Origin of the sequence: Zhongshania guokunii, assembly GCF_040892635.1 — a bacterium.
In the GTDB taxonomy this organism is placed as follows: Bacteria; Pseudomonadota; Gammaproteobacteria; order Pseudomonadales; family Spongiibacteraceae; genus Spongiibacter; species Spongiibacter guokunii.
The window spans coordinates 1-22,839 of the sequence record NZ_JBFRYA010000025.1; the positions used below are offsets into that span (position 1 = coordinate 1).

The 22,839-nt window shown below is 51.1% G+C and carries 19 protein-coding genes; 12 read left to right on the top strand and 7 right to left on the bottom strand.

The window, feature by feature from the left end; all coding sequences use genetic code 11:
• Positions 1–87: 87 nt before the first annotated feature.
• Positions 88–936 (top strand): hypothetical protein, encoded by an 849-nt coding sequence (locus AB4876_RS18555; RefSeq protein WP_368383187.1) that lies wholly within the window; start codon positions 88–90, stop codon positions 934–936.
• A 364-nt stretch (positions 937–1,300) separates the two neighbouring features.
• Here the strand turns inward: AB4876_RS18555 and AB4876_RS18560 are convergent, their stop codons facing one another.
• The 4 genes from AB4876_RS18560 to rapA all read right to left on the bottom strand — a co-directional run bounded on the left by AB4876_RS18560 (position 1,301) and on the right by rapA (position 5,288).
• Entirely contained in the window at positions 1,301–1,594 is a 294-nt protein-coding gene (locus AB4876_RS18560) for a type II toxin-antitoxin system RelE/ParE family toxin (protein WP_368383188.1), read from the bottom strand.
• Entirely contained in the window at positions 1,591–1,815 is a 225-nt protein-coding gene (locus AB4876_RS18565) for an addiction module protein (protein WP_368383189.1), read from the bottom strand. The genes AB4876_RS18560 and AB4876_RS18565 overlap by 4 nt, the downstream gene beginning before the upstream one ends.
• A 261-nt stretch (positions 1,816–2,076) precedes the next feature.
• A complete protein-coding gene (locus tag AB4876_RS18570; RefSeq protein ID WP_368383190.1) occupies positions 2,077–2,361 on the bottom strand; it encodes a hypothetical protein in 285 nt (94 codons plus the stop codon).
• A gap of 29 nt (positions 2,362–2,390) precedes the next feature.
• Entirely contained in the window at positions 2,391–5,288 is a 2,898-nt protein-coding gene (rapA, locus tag AB4876_RS18575) for an RNA polymerase-associated protein RapA (protein ID WP_368383191.1), read from the bottom strand.
• A gap of 286 nt (positions 5,289–5,574) precedes the next feature.
• Between rapA and AB4876_RS18580 the strand changes: the two genes are divergently transcribed.
• A complete protein-coding gene (locus tag AB4876_RS18580) occupies positions 5,575–9,069 on the top strand; it encodes a hybrid sensor histidine kinase/response regulator (protein WP_368383192.1) in 3,495 nt (1,164 codons plus the stop codon).
• Positions 9,070–9,081: 12 nt separating this feature from the next.
• On the opposite strand, the gene AB4876_RS18585 is transcribed toward AB4876_RS18580, so the two are convergent.
• Positions 9,082–9,735: a LuxR C-terminal-related transcriptional regulator gene (locus AB4876_RS18585; RefSeq protein ID WP_368383193.1), complete on the bottom strand. Its 654-nt coding sequence runs from the start codon at positions 9,733–9,735 to the stop codon at positions 9,082–9,084.
• Between the two features lie 304 nt (positions 9,736–10,039).
• On the opposite strand from AB4876_RS18585, the gene AB4876_RS18590 reads away from it, so the two are divergent.
• The 6 genes from AB4876_RS18590 to AB4876_RS18615 all read left to right on the top strand — a co-directional run bounded on the left by AB4876_RS18590 (position 10,040) and on the right by AB4876_RS18615 (position 16,514).
• A complete protein-coding gene (locus AB4876_RS18590) occupies positions 10,040–11,383 on the top strand; it encodes a DcaP family trimeric outer membrane transporter (RefSeq protein ID WP_368383194.1) in 1,344 nt (447 codons plus the stop codon).
• Between the two features lie 114 nt (positions 11,384–11,497).
• The gene (locus tag AB4876_RS18595) at positions 11,498–11,764 is read left to right on the top strand and encodes a DUF4212 domain-containing protein (RefSeq protein ID WP_301029977.1); all 267 of its coding nucleotides are present in this window, start codon (positions 11,498–11,500) and stop codon (positions 11,762–11,764) included.
• A gap of 9 nt (positions 11,765–11,773) precedes the next feature.
• Positions 11,774–13,480: a sodium:solute symporter family protein gene (locus AB4876_RS18600; RefSeq protein WP_368383195.1), complete on the top strand. Its 1,707-nt coding sequence runs from the start codon at positions 11,774–11,776 to the stop codon at positions 13,478–13,480.
• A 547-nt stretch (positions 13,481–14,027) separates the two neighbouring features.
• On the top strand, positions 14,028–15,413 hold the full coding sequence (locus AB4876_RS18605; RefSeq protein ID WP_368383196.1) for a phage head spike fiber domain-containing protein: 1,386 nt from the start codon (positions 14,028–14,030) through the stop codon (positions 15,411–15,413).
• A gap of 200 nt (positions 15,414–15,613) precedes the next feature.
• Positions 15,614–16,123, top strand: a complete 510-nt coding sequence (locus tag AB4876_RS18610; protein WP_368383197.1) for a PaaI family thioesterase — start codon at positions 15,614–15,616, stop codon at positions 16,121–16,123.
• Entirely contained in the window at positions 16,116–16,514 is a 399-nt protein-coding gene (locus AB4876_RS18615) for a PaaI family thioesterase (RefSeq protein WP_368383198.1), read from the top strand. The genes AB4876_RS18610 and AB4876_RS18615 overlap by 8 nt, the downstream gene beginning before the upstream one ends.
• A gap of 13 nt (positions 16,515–16,527) precedes the next feature.
• On the opposite strand, the gene AB4876_RS18620 is transcribed toward AB4876_RS18615, so the two are convergent.
• Positions 16,528–17,307, bottom strand: coding sequence for an RMD1 family protein (locus tag AB4876_RS18620; protein ID WP_368383199.1), 780 nt, complete (start codon positions 17,305–17,307; stop codon positions 16,528–16,530).
• 176 nt (positions 17,308–17,483) lie between these two features.
• Complete coding sequence (ilvC, locus tag AB4876_RS18625; RefSeq protein ID WP_368383200.1) at positions 17,484–18,959, bottom strand: ketol-acid reductoisomerase; 1,476 nt, start codon at positions 18,957–18,959, stop codon at positions 17,484–17,486.
• A 336-nt stretch (positions 18,960–19,295) separates the two neighbouring features.
• Here ilvC and ilvY point away from each other — a divergent pair, with 336 nt between their 5' ends.
• The 4 genes from ilvY to msrQ all read left to right on the top strand — a co-directional run bounded on the left by ilvY (position 19,296) and on the right by msrQ (position 22,723).
• A complete protein-coding gene (ilvY, locus tag AB4876_RS18630) occupies positions 19,296–20,207 on the top strand; it encodes an HTH-type transcriptional activator IlvY (protein WP_368383201.1) in 912 nt (303 codons plus the stop codon).
• A gap of 49 nt (positions 20,208–20,256) precedes the next feature.
• The gene (gene pssA / locus AB4876_RS18635; protein WP_368383202.1) at positions 20,257–21,072 is read left to right on the top strand and encodes a CDP-diacylglycerol--serine O-phosphatidyltransferase; all 816 of its coding nucleotides are present in this window, start codon (positions 20,257–20,259) and stop codon (positions 21,070–21,072) included.
• Positions 21,073–21,140: 68 nt separating this feature from the next.
• Positions 21,141–22,127, top strand: coding sequence for a protein-methionine-sulfoxide reductase catalytic subunit MsrP (gene msrP, locus AB4876_RS18640; RefSeq protein WP_368383203.1), 987 nt, complete (start codon positions 21,141–21,143; stop codon positions 22,125–22,127).
• A complete protein-coding gene (msrQ, locus tag AB4876_RS18645; protein ID WP_368383204.1) occupies positions 22,127–22,723 on the top strand; it encodes a protein-methionine-sulfoxide reductase heme-binding subunit MsrQ in 597 nt (198 codons plus the stop codon). The genes msrP and msrQ overlap by 1 nt, the downstream gene beginning before the upstream one ends.
• Positions 22,724–22,839 lie beyond the last annotated feature (116 nt).

Here is a 22,839-nt window from a genome sequence, read left to right on the forward strand (position 1 = left end):
CAATGACTTGAGCGGCTGCCTCTTGCTTAAAGTCTTCAGTAAATTTACGACGTTGATTCATACTTCCTCCGATGGTTAATTTTTACCATGCGGAGTGTCTACAGTGATAGGGGCTATTCACTACGTACTCTAGAAGCCCTTATAACCAATTATAGAAAAATCCTAGATCGGCTCGTCGCCGTACAGCTTGGTAAAAAGCAGGTTTCTCCTGATCTCAAAAGTCAGCTTGATTACGATGTTCGTATAAATCAGGGTTCAATTGAATTACTCATCAATTTTGCTCTTGAGCATAGAGAGTACATCGCTGCCTTCGCCGCAGACGGTGGAGCAGCCCTGTCTAAAGTTATTGTTACGTTGCTCAGAGATGCTGTAAAGCTCAGAGAGAAGGCATCTGAATGTATTGAGAAAGGGTTGCCTATAAATATAAATATTTCTAATAGCTTTAATGTTGGTTCTAAGATAACCAATACAAATGTGTCTTACGATGAAAATACGGGCACTATTCTCATTAACGACCCCAAAATATTATGGGCGGCCCAAGTAACTAGATCACCTGTAAATGGCTTGCTATCTCAGATCGATGGTAAGTCAGTGGAATTTATAGATATTAATAGCGCCAGTGACGAATTTAGATTTACCCCTGACCAACGAAACATCGTCGGAAAACAAAAAGAAGAGCTGCCAACAACACTCAATATTATTGGTCGCTTAGATATGGTGGCATTTTCTGCGCATCGTGGCAGCATCATTTCTGATGGTGAGCGGTTTAGTGTAACGTGGGATGATCAAATACGGTCTAAAATGCAGAAGCTGGCGGATATTGAAGGTGTTATATTTAAAGTTCGTCCAGTGGTCGACCACAAGAGACTAGACAATGAAACTATCGGCTTTCATGTATTGGATTGCGGTAACCCACAACAAAGTTTCAAGGTGTAAAGTGCTAGCAAACGCGTCGACCAGCACGCTCGTACTTATTCCACGGACGTTATACAAGAAAAATCATGAGTCAATCTGAAAATAAAAAGGATTAACATTCGTCAGAGTATTGGTTTCAATATTCTGAACACTATCTTGCTGGACGTTTACATTTCTCGCCCAAGTGAAATGAGGACGGATTTATTTTTGCAGGTAACAGTAATTGAAAGAAGGCAAGGACGCCCAGCCGAACCAGAGTTACTGCACTAAGTCTGCTGCATCTTATCGCGCAGCGTGGCCACAATCGGCAAGTCGCTTTTATTGGAATTTAAAATAAATCTGTCCCTTTTTTATATTTAAGGTGTAGTTCCGGTGCAGCAACTTATTAAAGCCGCTCTAACCAATACAGCGGGCGACGCCGGTGGTGGGATATGGCGAGAATCTGAAAGCCAGCCTCCATTTCACGATAAATAATTGATAGTGGGTATCGGCGAAGCGGGATTCTGCGAATATCGGGCTTAAGCTCAATTTGCCAAGCTTTTGGTGATTCTCCAATGACTTTCGTCAAGGCCTCAAATTCATCTATCAAGGCACGGCCTAATCCCGTAAGCTTAGATTCGTAATATCCCACAGATTCGAGAAACTCGGCTTCCGCTGCTGGGTGAAAAGCGTAGTTCATTTGATAAGGGTTCTAGCCTTTCTCATTACTTCTTCACTTGGCACCGCTTGCACTGAGCCATTATCGAGTTCGGCTGCTCGTCGTTGAGCCTCATGCAACCAGTCGGATCTGAGTTCGCTCTCGGAGGGCGAGTCCAAGCTTAAGACTAAGCGTTGTATCAGCTTGGTTCGCTCTTCCTTGGGCAGGTGGAGTGCCTCGTCTTCAATTTTTTGGAGATTCATTGGGGAAACCTCTCGTTTGGGTATTGTCGGATTTTGACACGGATAGCGCATCGGCGCCATGCCGATGGCTTTGCGGGTATTTGCTGTGTTTATTGCGATACCCGATCGGAGTCGGGTATGACGGAGTTTGGAGTGTGAGCAGATAAGGGCTTGGAGTCGAGCAATATGCCTTAAATGCACCGTGCTACATTTTTGTCGTCCTTGCGAACGCGAGGACCTGCCTTTGCGTCTCCCATCTTCCGTCCAGCATCGCGCAAATAATCAATGCGCGTTAAACGCCTGCACACAATAGCCTTTAGCCAGTGCCTCTAAAATCTGCGGGTCTTTGGCCAGCGCTGGGTTGTCTGGAATATGGGCGTTGTCGATGAGTTTGCGCTTTTCAATTTCTACCTTGGTGAAGCCTTCGGCCATAACGAATAGTTTGGCGAGGTTTTCGGCGCCGAACATGTCTTTAAAGTCTATATATACGATAAACGGCGCTTGTTCGCCCTCGGTGAATTCACCGTGGGTGGTTTTGGCGGTGGCGTTAATGGAAAACAAATACATATTTTCTCCGGCTTTTATTAAGCGAGCGTTTATTGGCTAACAATAGCGAGGCGTAATGCCGACATATTGAGCTGCATATTGCCTAGGGCATCTTTGCCCAGCAGGGTCTCTGCGTCAAAGCTTTCTAGCTCTGCGGGGCTGATGTGCGGGTTGCGGCTCATTAGCGCCTGCAGACGTTGGCGCTCGGCGCTGCGGTCACTTTGGTATTGCGCTAGTGCGGTGCTCACCCATTCTTTGGTAGCGGTTTCGGCCAAGCTCTCAACGTGCGGAATCATGCTGGTTAGACTGCTGCGCACTTCTCGCAACAAGGCTGGCATCACGGTCTTTTTAATGCCCTGCGCCAACTGATTTAATTTTTTGTGAGCAACATTGGCGGTGAGGTTGCGCTGCTGGTGGTCGATTACCAAGCGGAAACTCTGGGCGGGTAAATAGCGATGCAGTTGCAGCCACGGTGGCGCTTGTAGGCTGGGGCTGAAGAAGGCTTCTAATAGCAACGTGCCGGCTTTTAAGCCCTTAACGGCGATGGTGCACACAGTGGTGCTGCCAAAGTCGCTAGACATAATTAAGTCCATGCCGCCGCTGATCAGTGGGTGTTCCCAGCTGAAGTAGGCCATGTCTTCGCGGCTGAGCGCGCGGTCGCGGTCGAAGGTGCCGGTAATGCCGTCTTCTGGCAGGTGCGGAAAGGCCTCGGTAATCATGTGATCGCCAGGCCGTAAAATAACGGCGTTGTCGCTGTGGTCTTCGTGAACTAAACCAAACTGATCAGAGAGAATGCCAACATACTCGGCGAGGCTGTCGCTGCGCTGCTCACTTTCTAACGAAGTGATTAACTCGGCAGCGCGGGCGGGGTTGCAGGAGTTCAGTTCGAGCAAGCGGTTGCGACCATTGCGCAGGCTAAGCGCTAACTCTTCTGCTTTAACCGAGGCGCGGCTAATGAGATCGTCAAACGCGGACGTATTTTGTTTGCCGCCTAGCGCAGCGAGAAGCTCGCCACCAAATTCGAGCATGAGCGCGTTGCCAACGGTGCAGGGCTGGCTAAAAATAGCCAGCGCGTCACGGTACCAGCTCAGCAGTTTTTCTTGGCCGCTGTCTTGGTAGTAAGGCACATGAAGATTGACGTCGCCGAGTTGGCCGATACGGTCCAAGCGGCCAATGCGCTGCTCGAGCAGGTCGGGGTTCAGCGGGAGGTCGAACAATACCAAGTGCTGGGCAAACTGGAAATTGCGGCCTTCGCTGCCAATCTCGGAACAGATGAGCACTTGGGCGCCGTCTTCGGGGTCGGCAAAATACGCCGCGGCGCGGTCGCGCTCAATAAGGCTGAGCTCTTCAACGAATACCGCGCTGGCAATGCCGCGCCGCACGCGCAGCTGCAACTCTAAGTCGCGTGCGGTGTTCATGGTGCTGCAAATGAGCAGGACTTTTTCGTCGGGGTGTTGCAGTAAAAACCGTTCTACCCAAGCCACGCGGGGGTCGAGCTTAATCCACGTGTCGCCGAGCAGTAGCTCGGGGTGCAGGGCCGATTCTTCGTCGACGAGGGCGAGTGCCGCTTGGTATTCGGCGGGTGCATCCAGAGGGTGTTCGTGCAATACCCGCTGGGGGAAGCCGCCCACTGAGGCGCGTGTGTTGCGGAACAACATGCGGCCAGTACCAAAGCGGTCGAGTAAGTCGCGAACTACTTTTTCGATAAGCGTGGCGTCGGGCTTAGTCGCCAGTGCGGCGAGTTGCGCCGGTTCAAGTAATTCGCTGAGTTTGGCGGTGAAGTTCGAGTCTGCCAACGACTCGCTGGGGTGGTCGAGCAAGCCTTGGATCAGCTCGCTAATGCCCTCGTACTGGCTTTGTTCGGCGCGAAAAGCGTCAAGGCTGGGGTAGCGCGCTGGGTCGAGCAGTCGCAAACGGGCAAAATGGCCGTCGATTCCGGCGTTCTCTGGTGTCGCGGTGAGCAGCAATACGCTGGGTATTTCGGCGCTCAGGCGCTCAACTAATTGATATTCTGCAGAGCTACTGCCGTCTTCCTGCCAGTGCAGGTGGTGGGCTTCGTCAACCACTAGCATGTCCCAGCCCGCTTCCATAAGCTGGCCTTGACGGCGCTCGTGGCCGCTAATCCAGCTCAGTGGGCAAATAACCAGCTGGGCGTCTTCAAAAGGATTTTCTTCTTTTTCTTTGGATTCTTCTTCGTCAAAGAAAATGCTGCTTGGATCATCTTCGTATTGGTCTACCTGCCGACAGCGGGCTTCATTGAAAATACTGAATTTAAGATTAAAGCGGCGCAGCATTTCCACCAGCCACTGGTGTACGAGGCTGTCGGGTAGCAGAATCAGCACCCGCTTGGCGCGCTCCAAGAGCAGCAGCTGGTGAATGATAAGCCCAGCTTCAATGGTTTTGCCCAAGCCAACTTCGTCGGCCAGCAATACCCGCGGCGCGGCGCGGCTGGCAACTTCGGCGGCGATATAAAGCTGGTGGGGAAGCAATTGCACGCGAGGGCCAAGTAGGCCAAGGGTGCTGGCGGCCTTGCAGGTATTTTGTTGTTCTAGAGTCGCGGCGCGCAGTTCAAAGCGGCGGTGGTGTTCTACTTGGCCGGCCAGTAAACGTTCTTTGGCATTACTGAGCTTGATGTTGGCGCTCAGAATTTGTTCGGGTACAGGGTGGATGTCGCCATTTTCGTCTTCGGCAAAATACACGATGCAGCCACTGTTCTCTTGCTGCTCCTTAACCACCAGCCGGCCCTGACCTGGCACGTCAATATCATCGCCTACTTGAAACAGAACCCGCGACAGCGGCGCTGCGGCGGCGGCGTAGGTGCGCTCTTCTTCGGCGGCGGGAAAAGCGATAACAACACGACGGTTTTGGGCTTCTAGAATAATACCCAAACCAAGATCGGGTTCAGGGTTACTAATCCAGCGTTGGCCAGCAATAAAAATAGTAGACATAAATTTTAGGTACGGCTTGAAGTGTTGGGTGAGTTCAGGGCTTGCCAGCGGCAAAAGGCCTTGATTTCCGGAGTGCGAATGTTACGCATCAGTGGCCGCTAGGGAAAGGCTTAATACTGTAAATCTCACCATTGGCGGGACTTGGTTGCCGTAGGCGGGCTGAGTTTACGCAGCTAATTCACCGAGTTGCTGCGAATGTCGACTATTGTCCAATACTGCTGGCCCAGCACTGGGCTAGACTAGGGAAGATTATAAAAATTGCCGACTTTCGGTGTGGTGAGGGCAGGTGCAAGAAAATCAGTGGCTGGTGTTACTGGCGTTTATTTACGTTGGTTGTTTATTTGTAATTGCGTGGTGGGCAGATCGTCACACCCAGCGGCCGCCTGCATTGCGCGCCTTGATTTTCAGTTTGTCGCTGGCCGTGTATTGCAGCTCGTGGACTTTCTTTGGCGCGGTTGGCCAAGCGGTTAACGACGGCTGGTCTTTTGTGCCGATCTACTTGGGGCCAATTTTATTGTTTGTGTTGGCGTGGCCGTTTATTCGTCGTTTGTCGGTGGTGAGTACCCGCAATAGGGTGACATCGATTGCTGATTTTATCGGCTCGCGTTACGGCAAACATCAATTCCTTGCCGCCTTGGTGACCTTTATTGCTGTGGCGGGCAGTCTTCCTTATATAGCCTTACAGTTAAAAGCGGTGACTCAAGCGTGGTTAACCGTACAGCAGTTGTGGCAACCCAGTTTGGCGGCCAACCACAGTAATACCAGTTTTATAGCGGCGCTTATTTTAGTGGTGTTTACCGTGGCCTTTGGCACCCGAGTCGTCGACAAGCGCCACCGCCATCGGGGCTTGATGGCGGCGATCGCGGTGGAGTCGCTAGTGAAGCTTGCGGCGTTTGTTGCGGTGGGGGTATTTGCGCTAAGCGTGCTATTTTCGGCCAGCGAACGTGGTTTAGCGATAGATTACGGAAACTTGGCGACTTGGCCTGAGCCAGTTAATTTCATTACCCAGTTGGTGTTAGCGGCGGCGGCGATAGTGTGTTTGCCGCGTCAGTTTCACGTCATGATTGTCGAGCATCACAGCCGCCGCGATATGCGCAGTGCGCGTTGGATCTTTCCTGTTTATCTGGGTTTGTTTTGTGTGTTAATTGCGCCTGTGGCGCTGCTGGGGCAATCGCTGTTAGAGGGTGTGGCGCAAGACGGTGGCGGCGCAGATATGTTTGTGGTGTCGGCGCCACTGGCGGCGGGTAGCACTAGCTTTGCAATTATCGCGTTGTTGGGGGGACTGTCGGCGGCGACAGGGATGGTGATTGTTGCCTGTGTGACCTTGTCGGTGATGATTTGCAATGAGTGGATGGTACCGCTTTGGCAGTATTTTAATCGTGCACACAGCATTAACGCTCGCTGGCTGCAAACGGTGCGGCGCGGCGCAATAGCGGCGGTGCTGCTGGCGGCGTGGTTATTAGAACAGCAATTAAGTAATCGCGGGGGGTTGGCGTCTTTAGGCTTGCTGTCGTTTGCGGCGGCGGCGCAATTACTACCTGCTATTATTGCGGCTCTGTATTGGCCGCGAGCGCATTCGCGGGGGGTTATCACCGGCCTATTTGTTGGTGGCACGCTGTGGTTCTATTGCCTGTTACTTCCCGCTTTGTTGGGGCACGGTCATCCGCTATTAGCGCAGGGCTTATTTGAGCTGGCGTGGCTGCGCCCGCAGGCCTTGCTGGGTATTGATTTTCTCGATCCGCTTACTCATGGCGTGTTCTTTAGCTTATTACTTAACTGCCTGAGCCTAGTGTTGGTGTCGGTGTTGAGCCGGTTTCGGGTTATCGAATTGCGGCAAGCGCGGGCTTTCACTCAGCTGAGTTTGGGGCGGGGTTATCAAAAAGCTGATTTTGAACTAACAAAAATTGAGAGCTGGCAGTTGCAGCGCATGCTCACCCCGCTACTCGGCCGTACCCGTAGCCAGCAGTTGTGGCAGCGCTTTGAACAGCGAGTAGGGCAGCGCTTATTGCCGAATGATCCGGTGCCGCGCTTTGTAGTAAAAGATGTTGAAGCCGCCTTGGCGGCGATTGTTGGTGCGGTGTCGGCGCACCGCACCTTGGACTTATTGCAGCGTAAAAAGCCTTTGCAGCTCGATGAGTTCGTACTTTTAATTGGCGACAGCTCCAAGCAATTGCAGTTTGGCCAAGACTTGCTGCAAATTACCTTAGAGACGGTGCCGCAGGGTATTAGCGTAGTCGATGCCAATTTAGATTTGGTGGCGTGGAATAGCCGCTATATCGAGTTATTCGGTTTTCCCGAGCGGCTACTCTATATCGGCTGCCCCATTGCCAAGGTTTACCAGTTCAATGCAGAGCGCGGTTATCTGCAAAATGCCGACTCCGATGTGGACGGCGCGATTGCGCGGCGCTTGGATTTATTAAGTAATGGCAAGCCGTATCGAATTGAACGGGTGTTACCCAATGGCACGGTGATCGAAATTTGCGGCACGCCTATGGCGCGGGGCGGCTATGTCACCACCTACACTGATATTAGTGAATATCGGCGCATGTTCAATGCCTTGGACGAGGCTAAACAACAATTGGAGCAGCGGGTTATTGAACGAACCTCGGCATTGGCGCAGGCCAATGATTCACTGGCTAACGAGAATCAAGCCCGCGCAAAAATCGAGCGGGAATTAAACACGGTTTACGCCAGTAAAAGCCGTTTTCTTGCGGCGGCGAGTCACGATTTATTGCAGCCGATAAGTGCTGCGCGCCTGTTTACCGCGGCCTTGGCTCACCGCACTAAAGGCACTGAAATGGCCGCCGATGTTGGGCATATCGATTCGGCTCTTGTGGGGGCGGAAAACTTAATTACCTCGCTGCGCGAGATTGCCCGACTGGACTCTGGCAACCTCAAGCTTGATCGCCGCGACTTTTGCGTGCGCGACATCCTTGAGCCTCTTGCCCGCGAGTGTGGCCTCATCGCCGAGCAAAATGGCTTGGCGATGCGTTATCGGCCTTCAGATGTGTGGGTGTATAGCGACCGGCAGCTATTGCGTCGAGTGGTGCAGAACTTTCTGGCCAATGCCCTGCGCTACACCCGCTCCGGAGGGGTGTTGCTGGGGTGTCGGCGCCGTGGCGACAATATTGTTATTCAGGTGTGGGACACGGGACCTGGCATCTCTGAGCGGGATCAGCAGCGGGTCTTTGATGAGTTTGAACGCGCGCCCAGTGCGGCTCACAACGATTCTGAAAAGGGCTTGGGGCTGGGCTTGTCGATAGTGCAACGCATCAGCGGCTTACTCGGTCACGCTGTGACTCTTCACTCCACTGAAGGTCGCGGCAGTGTGTTTGCCATCGAGCTGCCTATTGGCCAGCGTCAGGAAGGGTTGATTCAAAGCCCAAGCCTCGATTTGGAATCAGAATTGGCGGGGCTGCGTGTTTTGTGTATCGACAATGAGGTTGGTATTCGCGCCGGCATGGAGGCCCTACTCGGCCAATGGGGCTGTCGGGTGTTTAGTGCAGCACACCTTGGCGAGGTGCTGGGCCAGTGGCGCTTGGAAGCGGCGCCAGATATTGTGCTGGCCGATTTTCATTTAGATAAAGATGAAACCGGCTTGGATTTGCTGCAGGCCTTAAATTACCACTGGCATACGCACTTACCGGCGGTGGTGATCAGTGCCGACAACAGTCCAGAAGTGCGCGCTCAGGTCGAAGACGCCGGTTATCGGTTTTTGTCTAAACCCGTTAAACCTGCCGCCTTGCGCGGGGTGGTGCGCCAGCTATTACTGCGTCACTAGTGTAATTGTCTGCTAGCTAAGCGGCTGAGAACTGACGTCTAATTGGCCAAAGGCTAAGGCGGCTTGGGTGCGCGAATGAACACCGAGTTTGCGAAAAATTTCGGTGACGTGGGCTTTTACCGTGGCTTCGGTAACATTGAGCTCATAGGCTATTTGTTTGTTTAAGAGGCCCTGAACGAGCAGGGTCGCCACCCGAAATTGCTGGGGAGTTAGGCTGGCGATGTCGCTGGCCATTTTCTGTTCTTTGCTGTCTTGCCCCGCTTGGTAGTTAACGCCCTCTGGCAACCAGCGCTCGCCACTAATAACGGCATTGATCGCAAGGCTGATAGTGTCGGCTTGACTACTTTTGGGTAAAAATCCCGCGGCGCCGTGATCAATAGCGCGACACATCACCTCGGGAGTTTCGCTGGCCGAAATCACCATCACCGGAATTTCTGGGTAGTGAGCTTGCAGATGTATCAAGCCACTAAAGCCTTGCGCGTCGGGCATATGCAAATCGAGCAAGATGAGATTGCTATTCGTATTGCTGGTCAGCAGGGTTTGCAATTCGGCTATCGACGCCACCTCGGTAACAAGGCAGCCGCCAAAACTGTGGCCGAGGGTAGATTTAAGCGCGGCTCGAAATAAAGGGTGGTCGTCGGCAATGATAAATCGCTGGGTGTTCATCTGACGCCTTTTTTATTAATTTGCTTTGGCAGCAGTGTATACAAAAAGACGCTGAATTACAGGGCAAAACCACAACGCAAGTCTTGGGGTAACGGTCTGACATTATTGCATCGCAGGCCATAGGCGCCTTATCTAAACATTAGCCTGATTTGCTCGGGAGTAGAATTAGACCTTGGTCTAGGGTGAAAAGCGTACAGAATTATGCGCGACTAGACTTTAGTCTATACATGACTAATGGCTAATACCGCGGGTTGATTAGTGAGCCTATAAATTTCGTGTCATTTCCGATACGAGTGAGTTCACTATGATTAAGAATAAAAAATTGACTCTGGCTACCGTCATTAGCCATCCACCGAGGTCGAGCTTAATTGCCGGTTTGGTTTTTGCAGCGCTACCCTTGTCGGTTGTTGCTGAGCAAATGACAGCCGAAACATTAGAGCAGCGAGTTGCGCGCTTAGAGCAGGCTCTTGCGAAAAAAGAGGCCTCTGCAAAGCCGGTGCTGGCTCAAGGCGCAACAGAGTACGCCTTTGGCGGTTATATAAAACTCGACGCCATCGCCAGTCAATACAGTGACGGCGAGCGCGCACTGGCGGGGGTGGGTGATGATTTTTTGGTTGCATCGGTGATTCCTGTTGGTGGCGAATCCGGTGACACCAATCTTGATATGCAGGCCAAGCATTCGCGTATTTGGTTTAAAACGACTACTGCAACCGAGGTTGGTACGGTCGGTAGCTACATCGAAATGGACTTTGGCGTGAACCAAATTGGCGATGAGCGTATTAGCAACTCGTCTGCGTCACGAGTTCGTCACGCCTTTTTGAGCTGGCAGTACGATGCCAATAGCTCTTTGCTGGCGGGGCAAACGTGGAGTACTTTTTTTAATGTGGGCAGCTTGCCCGATACCCTCGATTTTGTAGGTCCCGTGGGCACTTTGTTTGAGCGGCAGGCGCAAGTGCGCTGGACTCACACCCTGAACAGCGCTAGTTCGCTGATGTTTGCGCTAGAAAATCCCTCTAGTGGTTTGTATGGCGAAAGTGGTTCTGCGGCCGGCGCCAGTGCTTACGATGATAATGCTCTGCCCGATATGGTGTTGCGCTATAACGGCAAATCTGGCGATTTTAGCTATAGCCTTTCGGGCTTGTTGCGAGAAGTCGCTTACAAGCAAAACTTCAGCAATAGTCAGGCGCAGTCGGTTGTCGGCGACGACAGTGTTTACGGCTATGGCCTAAGTTTTGCCGGTGTTTGGCAGCTAGGCGTCGATGACATTCGCGTGCAGCTCAATGCCGGTAATGCCTTGGGGCGCTATGTTGGTTTGCAAACCTATCGCGATGGCGTGATTGAAGACAGCGGTGAAATTGATTTAATCGATTCCATTGGTGGCTATGTCGCTTACCGGCATTTTTGGGCGCAGAAGTGGCGCAGTAGTTTGGTGCTGTCGGCAAGCTCGGCTGATAACCCCGATTCGGTTGCGGATACCACAGCGGCGTCTTACCAAAGTGCCCATGCCAATTTGGTGTACGCACCAATCGCGGCGCTGAATTTTGGTGTTGAATATATTCATGCCAGTAAAACGATTGAGCGGCCAGTAAATGGCGACGATAGCGGCGATCTAGATCGCCTGCAATTTAGTGCTAAATACACGTTTTAATATTAAATGTTGCCAATCGACTAAGGTCGAATGGTGGGTTTGCGACTTAGCTATAATGCTTGAGCTAATTAAAAGTATAAGACGGTATAAGACGAAAATAACAGGAGAATAACAATGGCGTTTCATTCGAAAGAACTAGCAAAAGCCTACTGGCGAGAAAACATAAAGCTCTTACTCAGCTTGCTGTTTATCTGGGCCTTGGTGTCTTTTGGTTTTGGGATCCTATTTGCGGATGCACTCAATAACTTCCATTTTTTCGGCTTTAAATTGGGGTTTTGGTTTGCTCAGCAAGGGGCGATTTACACATTTGTGGTGCTGATTTTTGTATACGTATACAAAATGAATCGGCTCGATGAAAAATACGATGTCCAAGAAGACTAGGGGTGAATGATGGATATTAGAACTTGGACATTCTTAATAGTCGGGCTCAGCTTTGTGCTGTATATCGGTATTGCAATTTATTGCCGTGCGGGCTCCACCAAGGAATTTTACGTAGCGGGGGGCGGCGTTCACCCAATTGTTAATGGCATGGCGACGGCAGCGGACTGGATGAGTGCAGCGTCGTTTATATCAATGGCGGGCCTTATTTCCTTTATGGGTTACGACGGCGCTGTCTATTTAATGGGCTGGACTGGCGGCTATGTGTTGTTAGCGCTGTGTTTGGCGCCGTATCTGCGTAAATTTGGCAAATTTACGGTGCCGGACTTTATTGGCGACCGCTACTATTCGCAAACTGCGCGAACCGTTGCCGTTATCTGCGCGATCTTTGTGTCTTTCACTTATGTGGCAGGGCAGATGCGTGGGGTTGGCGTGGTATTCAGTCGCTTCCTTGAAGTAGACATTACCACTGGCGTGTTCCTAGGCATGGCAATTGTGTTCTTTTACGCCGTACTCGGTGGCATGAAGGGCATCACCTATACCCAGGTCGCGCAATACTGCGTGTTGATGATGGCCTATTTGGTGCCGGCAATCTTTATCTCGATCATGATTACGGGTCATGTTATTCCCCAGTTTGGCTTTGGCGCGACCTTGGCCGATGGTTCGGGGGTGCATCTGCTCGACAAGCTCGATGGCTTGTCGGCCGAACTCGGGTTTGCCGCCTACACCAGTGGGACGAAGTCGACGATTGATGTGCTGTTTATCACTGCAGCATTGATGGTGGGTACGGCGGGTTTGCCTCACGTGATTGTGCGCTTCTTTACCGTACCTAAGGTGAAAGACGCGCGTAAGTCTGCGGGCTGGGCGTTGATCTTTATTGCGGTGCTTTACACCACAGCACCCGCGGTTGCCGGTTTTGCACGGCTGAATATGATCAACACCATTAACGGTGCCGATAGTCAGGGTACTGAGTACAGTGAAGCGCCGACGTGGGTGACCAACTGGGAGAAAACCGGCTTAATCGGCTGGGAAGATAAAAACGAAGATGGCCGTATGTTCTACTCCGGTGATGAGCGCAACGAGATGCATATCGATCGGGATATTATGGTCTTGGCCAATCCTGAGATTGCCGATCTTCCCGCTTGGGTGATTGCCCTAGTCGCAGCTGGTGGCGTTGCTGCAGCCTTGTCTACCTCGGCGGGTTTGCTACTGGTTATCTCAACGTCGATCTCCCACGATTTGCTGAAGCGAAATCTGATGCCGAATATATCGGACAAAATGGAGCTTCGTTATGCACGTAGTGCGGCAGCGGTGGCGGTGTGTATCGCTGGCTACCTGGGGATAAATCCGCCAGGCTTTGTCGCCCAAGTGGTGGCTTTTGCCTTTGGCTTGGCGGCATCGAGCTTTTTCCCTGCCATCATCCTCGGTATCTTTTATAAACGCATGAATAAATACGGTGCAATAACGGGCATGGTTAGTGGCCTCTTGTTTACCGCTACGTATATCGTGTATTTCAAATTCATCAATCCTGCGGCCAGTGTGCCTGAGAATTGGTGGTTTGGGGTGTCGCCAGAAGGTATTGGTACCTTAGGTATGATTGTTAACTTTGCGGTGGCCGCTGTGGTGTGCCATTTAACACCGGCACCGCCGCAAGATGTACAGGATATGGTAGAAAGTATTCGCTATCCTCAGGGCGCGGGAGAGGCTCACGCACATTAAGTTTGATTGCTAGGTTAAGTTGAGAATGCCTAGCAAGTTTTGATAGTCGTGAAAGCCACTACCTATTATTGGTAGTGGCTTTTTTTATGCCTGATAGAAGAGCTGCAAGGATGTAAAGTTTTCAATTCTTGTTGTTGTGATGTTTGGTGAATTTTAAGTGCGCAGAGCTTGCGTTACATTTTATGTTAAATATGTATTTAATTTTTTTATTTTGGTCGTAATTTATTAAATTTATATAAAAGTGTCGCCGTTAGGTAACAGTTTTAAGATAAATCATAGGTGTAAAATTGATATGGAGCGCAGAGCTAATAAAAAAACACATTAGCACTTGCCTAGTAGTTCCTAAGGTCTTAGTGTTGCGTTCTTGCAGTGAACGCTGTGAATAAAATGAATAAATATTTTTGCCTTGTCGGTCCTCTTTTTTTATGCTCATGACCTAGTTTTTCTTGGTTTTGTCGCCGCTTTATATTGGCTTTGAAATTAGTAAGGTCATGTTCTTGAGTGAAAAGATAAAGTGCGGTGAAGGCAGCTGTCGGAGAAGCACTTTATGATAACAATATGTAAAAAAATTATATTATTTTCAATAATTTCTGTGTCATCTACACTGATTTTCGCGGCCCCACTAAACAATTTAAAATCATTTCAGATTGAGTCGCTGATTGCCGGAGATGACGGCCCCGGCGGTAGATATTACTCGTGGCGGGCTTTTAGTAGTGGTGCTCACGATCGAATTCAGGATATTGCTGTCGAGCAGCGTAGCGGTAGTAAAGTATTGTCGGCGTATTTCAAGGATACTGGTCGCCGCTGGGTGTATTTGGGTACCCGAAAGAGCGGCGTAATTCATCGCAGTTATTTCGATTTGCTCAATGGAAATGTAGGGGAGGCAAGCGCCGACCACAGTCCCGCGGTCACGTGGATTGGGGGCGGCTGGTATCGGGTGAGCATTGCTTATAATGCTGAGAATGTCACCAGCGTACATTTGGGTATTGCTGGGTATAATGGCAGCCCTTATTTTAAAGGCCAGCCCGGTGTTGATAGGGTGTACTTGTCGGCGCCAGACATCAGTGATGTCCAAGAAAGAGCCGACAGCCCTGTTGCGGCTAACCCTGCGACGAGCAGCCCGAGTGTCAGAGCCTCGCAGAAAGGGCTGTGGGTATGGCGAGCTGACCCAGTGCTTAATGTTGAAAAACGCACAGAACTGTTAACGTTTATGCTTAATAAGGGGCTCGATACCGCTTATATCGATGCCCGCATTCCAGTGCTCAATAATCACTATATGCTTTCGGAGTTTATCCGCACCTTTAACTCTCGGGGTATTGCGGTTGAACTTATGTTTGGTAAGCCTGAGTGGGTACTGCGTGAAAACCATCACGAAGTGCTGAACCTAATTGATCAGGCGATTGAGTATAGTCGGCGCAACCCTGACGCTCGGCCCACGGCAATTCATCTGGATATAGAAGCGCACCTAGTTTCGCAGTGGCCGGAACAGCGGGATTGGGTCGCAAATCAATTATTAGATTTAATGGCCGAGGCCCGTAGCCGCACGGCAGTCGTCGGCTTGCGATTGGTTGCCGATATGCCTGTGTGGTGGGATAGCTTTACCGTGAGTCGTTATGGGAATTCGCGGCCCCTGCATCAATTGATAATCGACGCAAGTGATCGTGTTGCGCTGATGGATTATCGCGACACTGAGCAGCGGATTATCAATGATGCCAATGATGAGTTGCGTTATGCGTCTAGTCAGAACAAACAGGTGGTGCTCGGTGTTGAAACAATGTGCATACCGCCAGAGTTGATCACCTTTTGCGAAGAGGGCAGCGCAAATATGGAATATGTGTTGCAGCGGGTGCACGGTCAGCTTCCCCCTAGTCACCCGAGCTACCAGGGTTTTGCCGTGCATCACTATGAGTCTTACCGCACTATGCGGCGCTAATGGCGATGGTGCTAAGTATTTACTAGGCTCAACGCTGATTTAGGGTCGCCTTCCAAATAATATTGGTTGGGTCTGGGGCTGCTAGTTTGCAGGGGCTGCCGTCAAGTAAACGCCGATTTTCCGCTTATTATGCGTGCGCAGGGTAACATGCCGACCTGCCGCAGTTTATGATGTGTGAATCAGTTTGCTTGGGGTTGGTAATGGCAATAGATTTAGATGAGCTACTCCGGTTTGTAGAGACGGTATTGACGGCCAATAAGGGTGATCATTTCACTACTCTGGGGATCTGTCCGGAATATGTTGAGCATCACCATGTTGGTGTTTCGATGCCTTATCGGGAAGCATTGATTGGCGACCCCGACACCGGTGTTATACACGGTGGCGCGATTACTGCCTTATTAGACACCTGTTGCGGCTTCGCTGCGGCGACCGCCTTAGACGATTTGGCGATGACCCCAACCATTGATTTGCGCATAGACTATATGTGTGCGGCGACACCAGGCAAAACGGTGTATGCCGACGCCGAGGTTTACCGAGTTACCGAGAGTGTTATCTTTGCTCGCGCAGCGGCCCATCATGGCGATCGCCAGCGGCCCATCGCCACGGCTATTGGCAATTTTTTCCGTATGGATTCTGAGCTGTTTACCGATATGCGCCGAGAGTTTAGGGCGGCACAAGCCGCTAAAATAGAGGGCGGTAATCGTGGATAAAGTAGCGCTGCAAGCGCGGATAGACGCTGTTCCCTATGCGCAAACCCTTGGTTTGCAAATGGGCGATGAGGACGGGTGCTTTTTATTGCCAGTTAAAAAGAGCAATATTGGCAACCCCATGCTGCCAGCCATACACGGCGGCGCTATTGCGGGCTTTATGGAATTGTCGGCCATGATTCATGTGCTCACCCAGAGTGAGAGTGACGCGATCCCAAAAGTCATCGATTTTTCGGTGGATTATGTTCGTGCGGGGAAGTACCAAGAGACCTACTCGCGTTGTAAGTTGGTTTATCTGGGTCGCCGCATGATCAATGTCAGCGTTTGTGCGTGGCAGGAGGATGAGGCCTCGCCGATTGCGATGGCGAGGGCACAGTTTTTGATTAAAGAATAATTGCGCCTTAGTGCTAGTGAAAAGCCGCCATCACAACTTCAAAGCCGATCAACAGAATAACGATCCACTCTAGAAAAACACTGTGGCTGTGGTTTTGCTCGTCAGCCAGTATTTCTAAAAGCTCGTGTATGGTGCCCAGCTTTTGCGATAATACGTCTACCCTCGGTTTAATATCGAGATAGCGCGCGAGCTGCATATAGGTTGATTCTAAGTTTGGGTGCTCCCAGAAAAATTCTGGGGTATCGAGCAAGCCATAATGCAAAATAATATCGCTTTTGGCAGCGAACAGGCGGCCGCGAATTTTGGCCAGTTCTTTGCGCCGCAGGGGAATTTTACCCTTTTCTGCTAGGGTTGCCGGTATATGTGCGGTGGCTTTGATATTGTCCAACACCATGGTTTCGAACACGATCAGCTGGGTAGACTGGGCCAGCGCGTGAGATACCGCCAACCTGAGCAGATGGTCGTCGCCAGGTAGCGATATTTGGTCGCCGCGGACGCTGAGCTGCTCGGCGTTCAAGGTGAACTGAAATAGCTCGCGGCCGCGTTTGGTTGATTCCAGCAGAATATAAGGTGTCACGCGTTTTATGAGTAGCTGTTGGTCGTCGTCGGACACGGCCCAAAATACCACAATACCGTATTGAAACAGCCAAGCTTCGCCAGACGCGGTGGGCACGTGATAGGCGTCGCGATAGCGGGTGAATTCATATGGCGCAAGGGCCGCGCTTTCAAGCTCTGGTATTTGGAATGCGTCACCCAGGTTGATAACGCTAATCGTTGAATTGCAAAATGGCATATTGCCACCTCGTGCGGGGCGCGCCGGCCGGTCGGAAAGTGGCAGGATGCCACTGGCCGCGCATCATATTCGCAGTCTATTTTTTAGGCAATATTTATTGATCGATTTTTGAACAAAATTGGGCATAAAAAAAGGGGCCCTTGTGAGGCCCCTTCGCTGTGCTGAAAATGCGTTTTTTAAACGATTTTCTTCATTGCAGTCATGTAACCGCGCAGTCTGCGGCCAACAACTTCAACTGGGTGGTTGCGAATCGCCGCGTTAACGGTGATCAGCTCTTGGTTGTCTACACCGAGGTCTTTAGTGTTCAGCCCTTTACCGATGATGTCGGTAGATACCTTGCTCATGAAGTCTGCTAGCAGTGGGCGGCAAGCGTGATCGAACAGGTAGCAGCCGTATTCAGCGGTGTCTGAAATGACAACGTTCATCTCATATAGCTTGCGGCGGGCAATCGTGTTAGCGATCAGTGGCGTTTCGTGCAGCGACTCGTAGTAAGCAGACTCTGGCTCCATGCCGGCAGCAACCATGCACTCAAACGCGAGTTCTACACCGGCTTTACACATGGCAACCAGCAAAATACCGTGGTCGTAGTACTCTTGCTCGCTGATTGCGACATCGCCAGCAGGGGTCTTTTCAAAGGCTGTTTCTGCGGTGGCAGCGCGCCAAGCGTGCAGGTTTTTGTCGTCGTTCGCCCAATCTTCCATCATGGTCTTAGAGAAGTGGCCGCTGATGATGTCGTCTTGGTGCTTTTCGTACAGCGGGCGCATGATGTCTTTCAGCTCTTCGGCCAAATCAAAGGCTTTGATTTTGGCAGGGTTGCTAAGACGATCCATCATATTGGTGATGCCGCCGTGCTTCAGGCCTTCGGTTACTGTTTCCCAACCGTACTGAATCAGCTTAGAGGCGTAGCCCGCGTCGATGCCTTGCTCAACCATTTTGTCGAAGCACAGGATCGCGCCAGTTTGCAGCATGCCGCAAAGAATGGTCTGCTCGCCCATGAGGTCAGACTTAACTTCAGCAATTGGTGACGATTCCAGAACACCGGCGCGGTCGCCGCCAGTACCAGAAGCCAGTGCCTTGGCAATTGCCATGCCTTCGCCTTTAGGGTCGTTTTCACGGTGAACAGCGATCAGGGTTGGAACACCAAAGCCGCGCTTATATTCTTCGCGTACTTCAGTGCCTGGGCATTTCGGGCACATCATCACAACGGTGATGTCTTTACGGATTTGCATGCCTTCTTCAACCAAGTTGAAGCCGTGGGCATAATCTAGGCAAGCGCCTTCTTTCATTAACGGCATAACGGCGTTAACAACTGGAGTGTGCTGCTTGTCTGGCGTCAGGTTCATAACAACGTCAGCAGTCGGGATCAGTTCTTCGTAAGTGCCAACCGCAAAACCGTTCTCAGTAGCATTTTTCCAGCTCTGACGCTTTTCGGCGATAGCTTCAGCGCGGAGCGTATAAGACACGTCCAAGCCAGAGTCGCGCAAGTTAAGACCTTGGTTAAGGCCCTGTGAACCACAACCGATAATGACAATTTTTTTGCCTTTCAGGTATTCGCAGCCGTCAGCGAATTCACTGCGATCCATAAAACGGCATTTGCCGAGTTCTTGTAGCTGAAGGCGTAGCGGCAGGCTATTGAAGTAATTCTGGCCCATGATTCTCTCCTGATAGGTATGTAAAATTGGTCTGCGGGCAGGTGCTATCCCACAATGGCGGCCACTTTAGCATCGCTTGTATGTTGCGTAAAATGATATATAGTTGACGCTATGTTGCATAATACGCAATACGCTTGATGGGAGACGGGAGATGCTAAGGCTGCGAATATATAGCGGGGTTTCAGTCGAGCGGCGCGCGTTACGCGCCTGTCCGCGATCTTTTGCGTTTTCCGTCTCCCATCAGGCGTTCTGCGTAGCCTGCGCGTCTCCCGTCTCCCGTCTAGCATTTAGCGTTCGTTGCGCGTTTACCGTCTCCCGTCCAGCGTCTCCCGTGCAATGAACCTCAAAGAACTCCAAACCTTCATCCATCTCAGCCAATCCCTGCACTTTGGCCGCACCGGCGAGGCCATCCATCTCAGTGCTTCAGCGGTAAGCCGCTCGGTGATGCGTTTAGAGGAGCAGGTTGGTGTTTCCTTGTTCGAGCGAGATAATCGTCGTGTTCAGTTGACCGCCGCAGGTCGGGAATTTCTGCGCTATGCTGAACAGGCGGTGGTGAATTGGCAGTCGATTATTCAGCGCCTGCACGTGCACAGCGAAACCTTGCAGGGGGAGTTGGGTTTATTTTGTTCGGTTACGGCGTCTTATAGTGTGCTTAGTAATATTCTTGAGGTGTTTCGGCAGCGCTATCCTGCTATAGAATTGAAGCTGCATACTGGTGATCAGGCGGATGCCATTGAGCGGATTGCCGAGGGTGGGGAGGATTTGGGTATTACCGCCAAGCCAAAGCAGTTGTCGCCGCGCTTGCAGTATCAAGAGTTAACGCGCTCGCCGCTGCGATTGTTGGTGCCTAATATTCCCTGCGCGGTAAATGAGCAGATCGCTGCGGCAGGGGAGGTGTTGTCGCCGCAAATCTTGGCGAGTCTGCCCTTTATACTGCCTGAACGGGGGGTGGCGCGGACCTTAATAGAGCAGTGGTTTCGGCAAATGCAAATTAAACCCAGTGTTTACGCTCAGGTCAGCGGTCATGAGGCGATAGTTAGCACTGTGGCGCTCGGGCTGGGGATTGGTGTGGTGCCAGAGCTGGTTCTGGCAACGAGCTTTTTGCGGGAGCGGGTGCGGGTGATTCCGGTGGAGCCAGCTTTGCCAATGATGGAGATTGGGGTGGTGGTCTTGCAGCAACGATTGAGTAATCCGCTGGTCAAAGCGTTCTGGGATTGCGCTAGGTCATCGTACAGTCAGCGCATTTAATTTATGATGCCTCTCTTTTATAAGTCTTATTTAACGAATCGGGAACGCTATGACTGAACAACAGGGCAACGACAAGCCGAAATCGCCGTTTGACACGGAAGCCTTGCTGCTAATTGACGACCATGAGGAAGAAGTCTCGGTCAATGGTAAAACTGAGCGTAAGCGTGGCATTTACTTGCTGCCCAATCTTTTTACCACCGCGGCACTGTTTGCCGGATTTTTCGCCATCATCTCTGGCATGCACGGCAATTTTGAAAATGCCGCTATCGCTATTTTTGCCGCCATGATATTTGATGGTTTAGATGGCCGAGTTGCGCGGCTGATGAACGCCCAAAGTAAATTTGGTGCAGAATACGATAGCCTGTCCGATATGGTGTCCTTTGGTGTGGCGCCGGCGTTGGTGGTGTTTAGTTGGGCGCTGGTCGACTTAGGTAAATTTGGTTGGGCAGTGTCTTTTATCTATGTTGCTTGCGCGGCCCTGCGTTTGGCGCGCTTTAATACCCAAATTGACACGGCAGATAAAAACTACTTTACCGGTCTGGCGAGCCCTGCCGCCGCGGCGGTCATGGCAGGCTTGGTATGGGTTTGCGCTGAAGAAGGCTGGGTAGAGAAAGGTGTGCATTTCGAACTGGAGGTGTTTGCCGGTATCTTGATGGCCGTTTGCGGAATCTTGATGATTTTGAATGTGCGCTACAGTAGCTTTAAAGGTATCGACTTCCGTGGTCGGGTGCCGTTTGTGGTGATGATCGTTGTTGTGCTCATTTTTGGTCTGGTATCTGTGGATCCTGCGCGGGTCTTATTGGCAGCAGCCCTGATCTACGCGCTGTCTGGTCCCGTACAGGCCGTCTATCGCCGATTTAAGTGAGCCATTTGTAACATCGCGGTATCTGGCGCATCTAAAGAGGAGAAACTAATCCTTGGGGAGTTTGCGCCATGATTATCCGTTCGCCTTCAGATATACCCAGTAGCGAGATTACGCCGGAAGGCATTTATCTTCAGCGTCGCCAGTTTATGCAAAGCATTGGTGTGGGCGCTGCGCTGGCGGGCTTGGGTTTGCCACTGGCCAGTGTCGCCGCAACCAAGCCCGAGCTGGCTGCGCTTAATTACCAGTCGGTAGTTGCTAAATCAGATAATCCTTTTTATACCGATGAGAAGATGGCCTCGTTTACCGATGCTAGTACTTATAATAACTATTACGAATTTGGGACCGACAAGTCTGACCCCGCACGCTATGCGGATTCGCTGACGACCGACCCTTGGTCGGTAGTAATAGAAGGTGATGTAGCCAAGCCTGGTAAATACCCCCTGGAAGACATCATGAAACTCATGACCTTAGAGGAGCGTATCTATCGATTACGCTGCGTTGAGGCGTGGTCGATGGTTATTCCTTGGGTGGGGTTCCCTCTGGCGGATCTTCTAAAAATGTTTGAACCGAGCTCAAATGCTAAATACGTGGAATTCACCACATTGTCCCGGCGCAGTGAAATGCGGGGGCAGCGCTCGTCTTTTAGTGTCATCGATTGGCCCTACACCGAAGGATTGCGCATCGACGAGGCCATGCATCCGCTCGCATTTATGAGTGTGGGCATGTATGGCAAGGTTCTACCTAATCAGAATGGCGCGCCTATCCGGCTGGTGGTGCCATGGAAATACGGTTTTAAGAGTATTAAATCCATTGTGAAAATTCGTTTTACGGCGGTTAAGCCTAAGACCAGCTGGCAGGCCATAGCGCCAAGTGAATACGGTTTTTACGCAAACGTGAATCCCGATGTCGATCATCCGCGCTGGACTCAGCGCTATGAGCGCCGCTTGCCGGGCAGTTTGCTGAGCCCTAATCGTATTAAAACCCAAATGTTCAATGGCTATGGTGAGCAGGTTGCGGGTCTGTATAAAGATATGAACTTGCGGCGCAACTACTAATGGCGAACGATGCCTTGCTTGGGTCACGTTTGGCCAAACCGGTATTGCATCTGCTTTGTTTGCTGCCCCTTATCTATATAGTTTGGGCAGCGCTAAGTGAGAGCCTCGGCACTGATCCAGTTAAAGCGCTATTACTGATGACCGGTGAGTGGTCGATTCGACTATTGTTAGTTACCTTGGCGGTTACGCCTCTGCGGCAATGGTTGAATATGCCGAAGCTGATTCGCTTTCGGCGCATGCTGGGTTTGTATGCGTGGTTTTATGCCAGCCTGCACTTTTTAGCTGTGCTTACTTATCTGTTTGGCTGGGATTGGGATATTGCGCTAGAGGAGTTGTCTGAGCGGCCCTACATAATAGTAGGTTTTTTGGCGTGGCTATTTATGTTGCCCTTAGGTGTGACTTCTAATGCTAAAGCGATCCGTGCGCTTGGCCGAAATTGGAAGAAAGTCCATAAGCTGATTTACTTTGTTGCTGTGCTCGCTTGGGTGCATGTTTTCTGGCAGGTCCGCTCGAGTTACTTCGACGCAGTGCTGTACGGCGCCCTTATATTGATGCTGTTTTACCCCCGTTTAAAGAAAGTTTGCGAAACTCGTTGACTCCCAAGCTGGCGTCTCTATAATGCGCCTCCTCAACTGCTGACGCGGACTTCACCGAGGTGAGGGAAGCAGCAAAACGAAGCGGTTGAGGTGGTAAGAAAGTTTAAAAAACTACT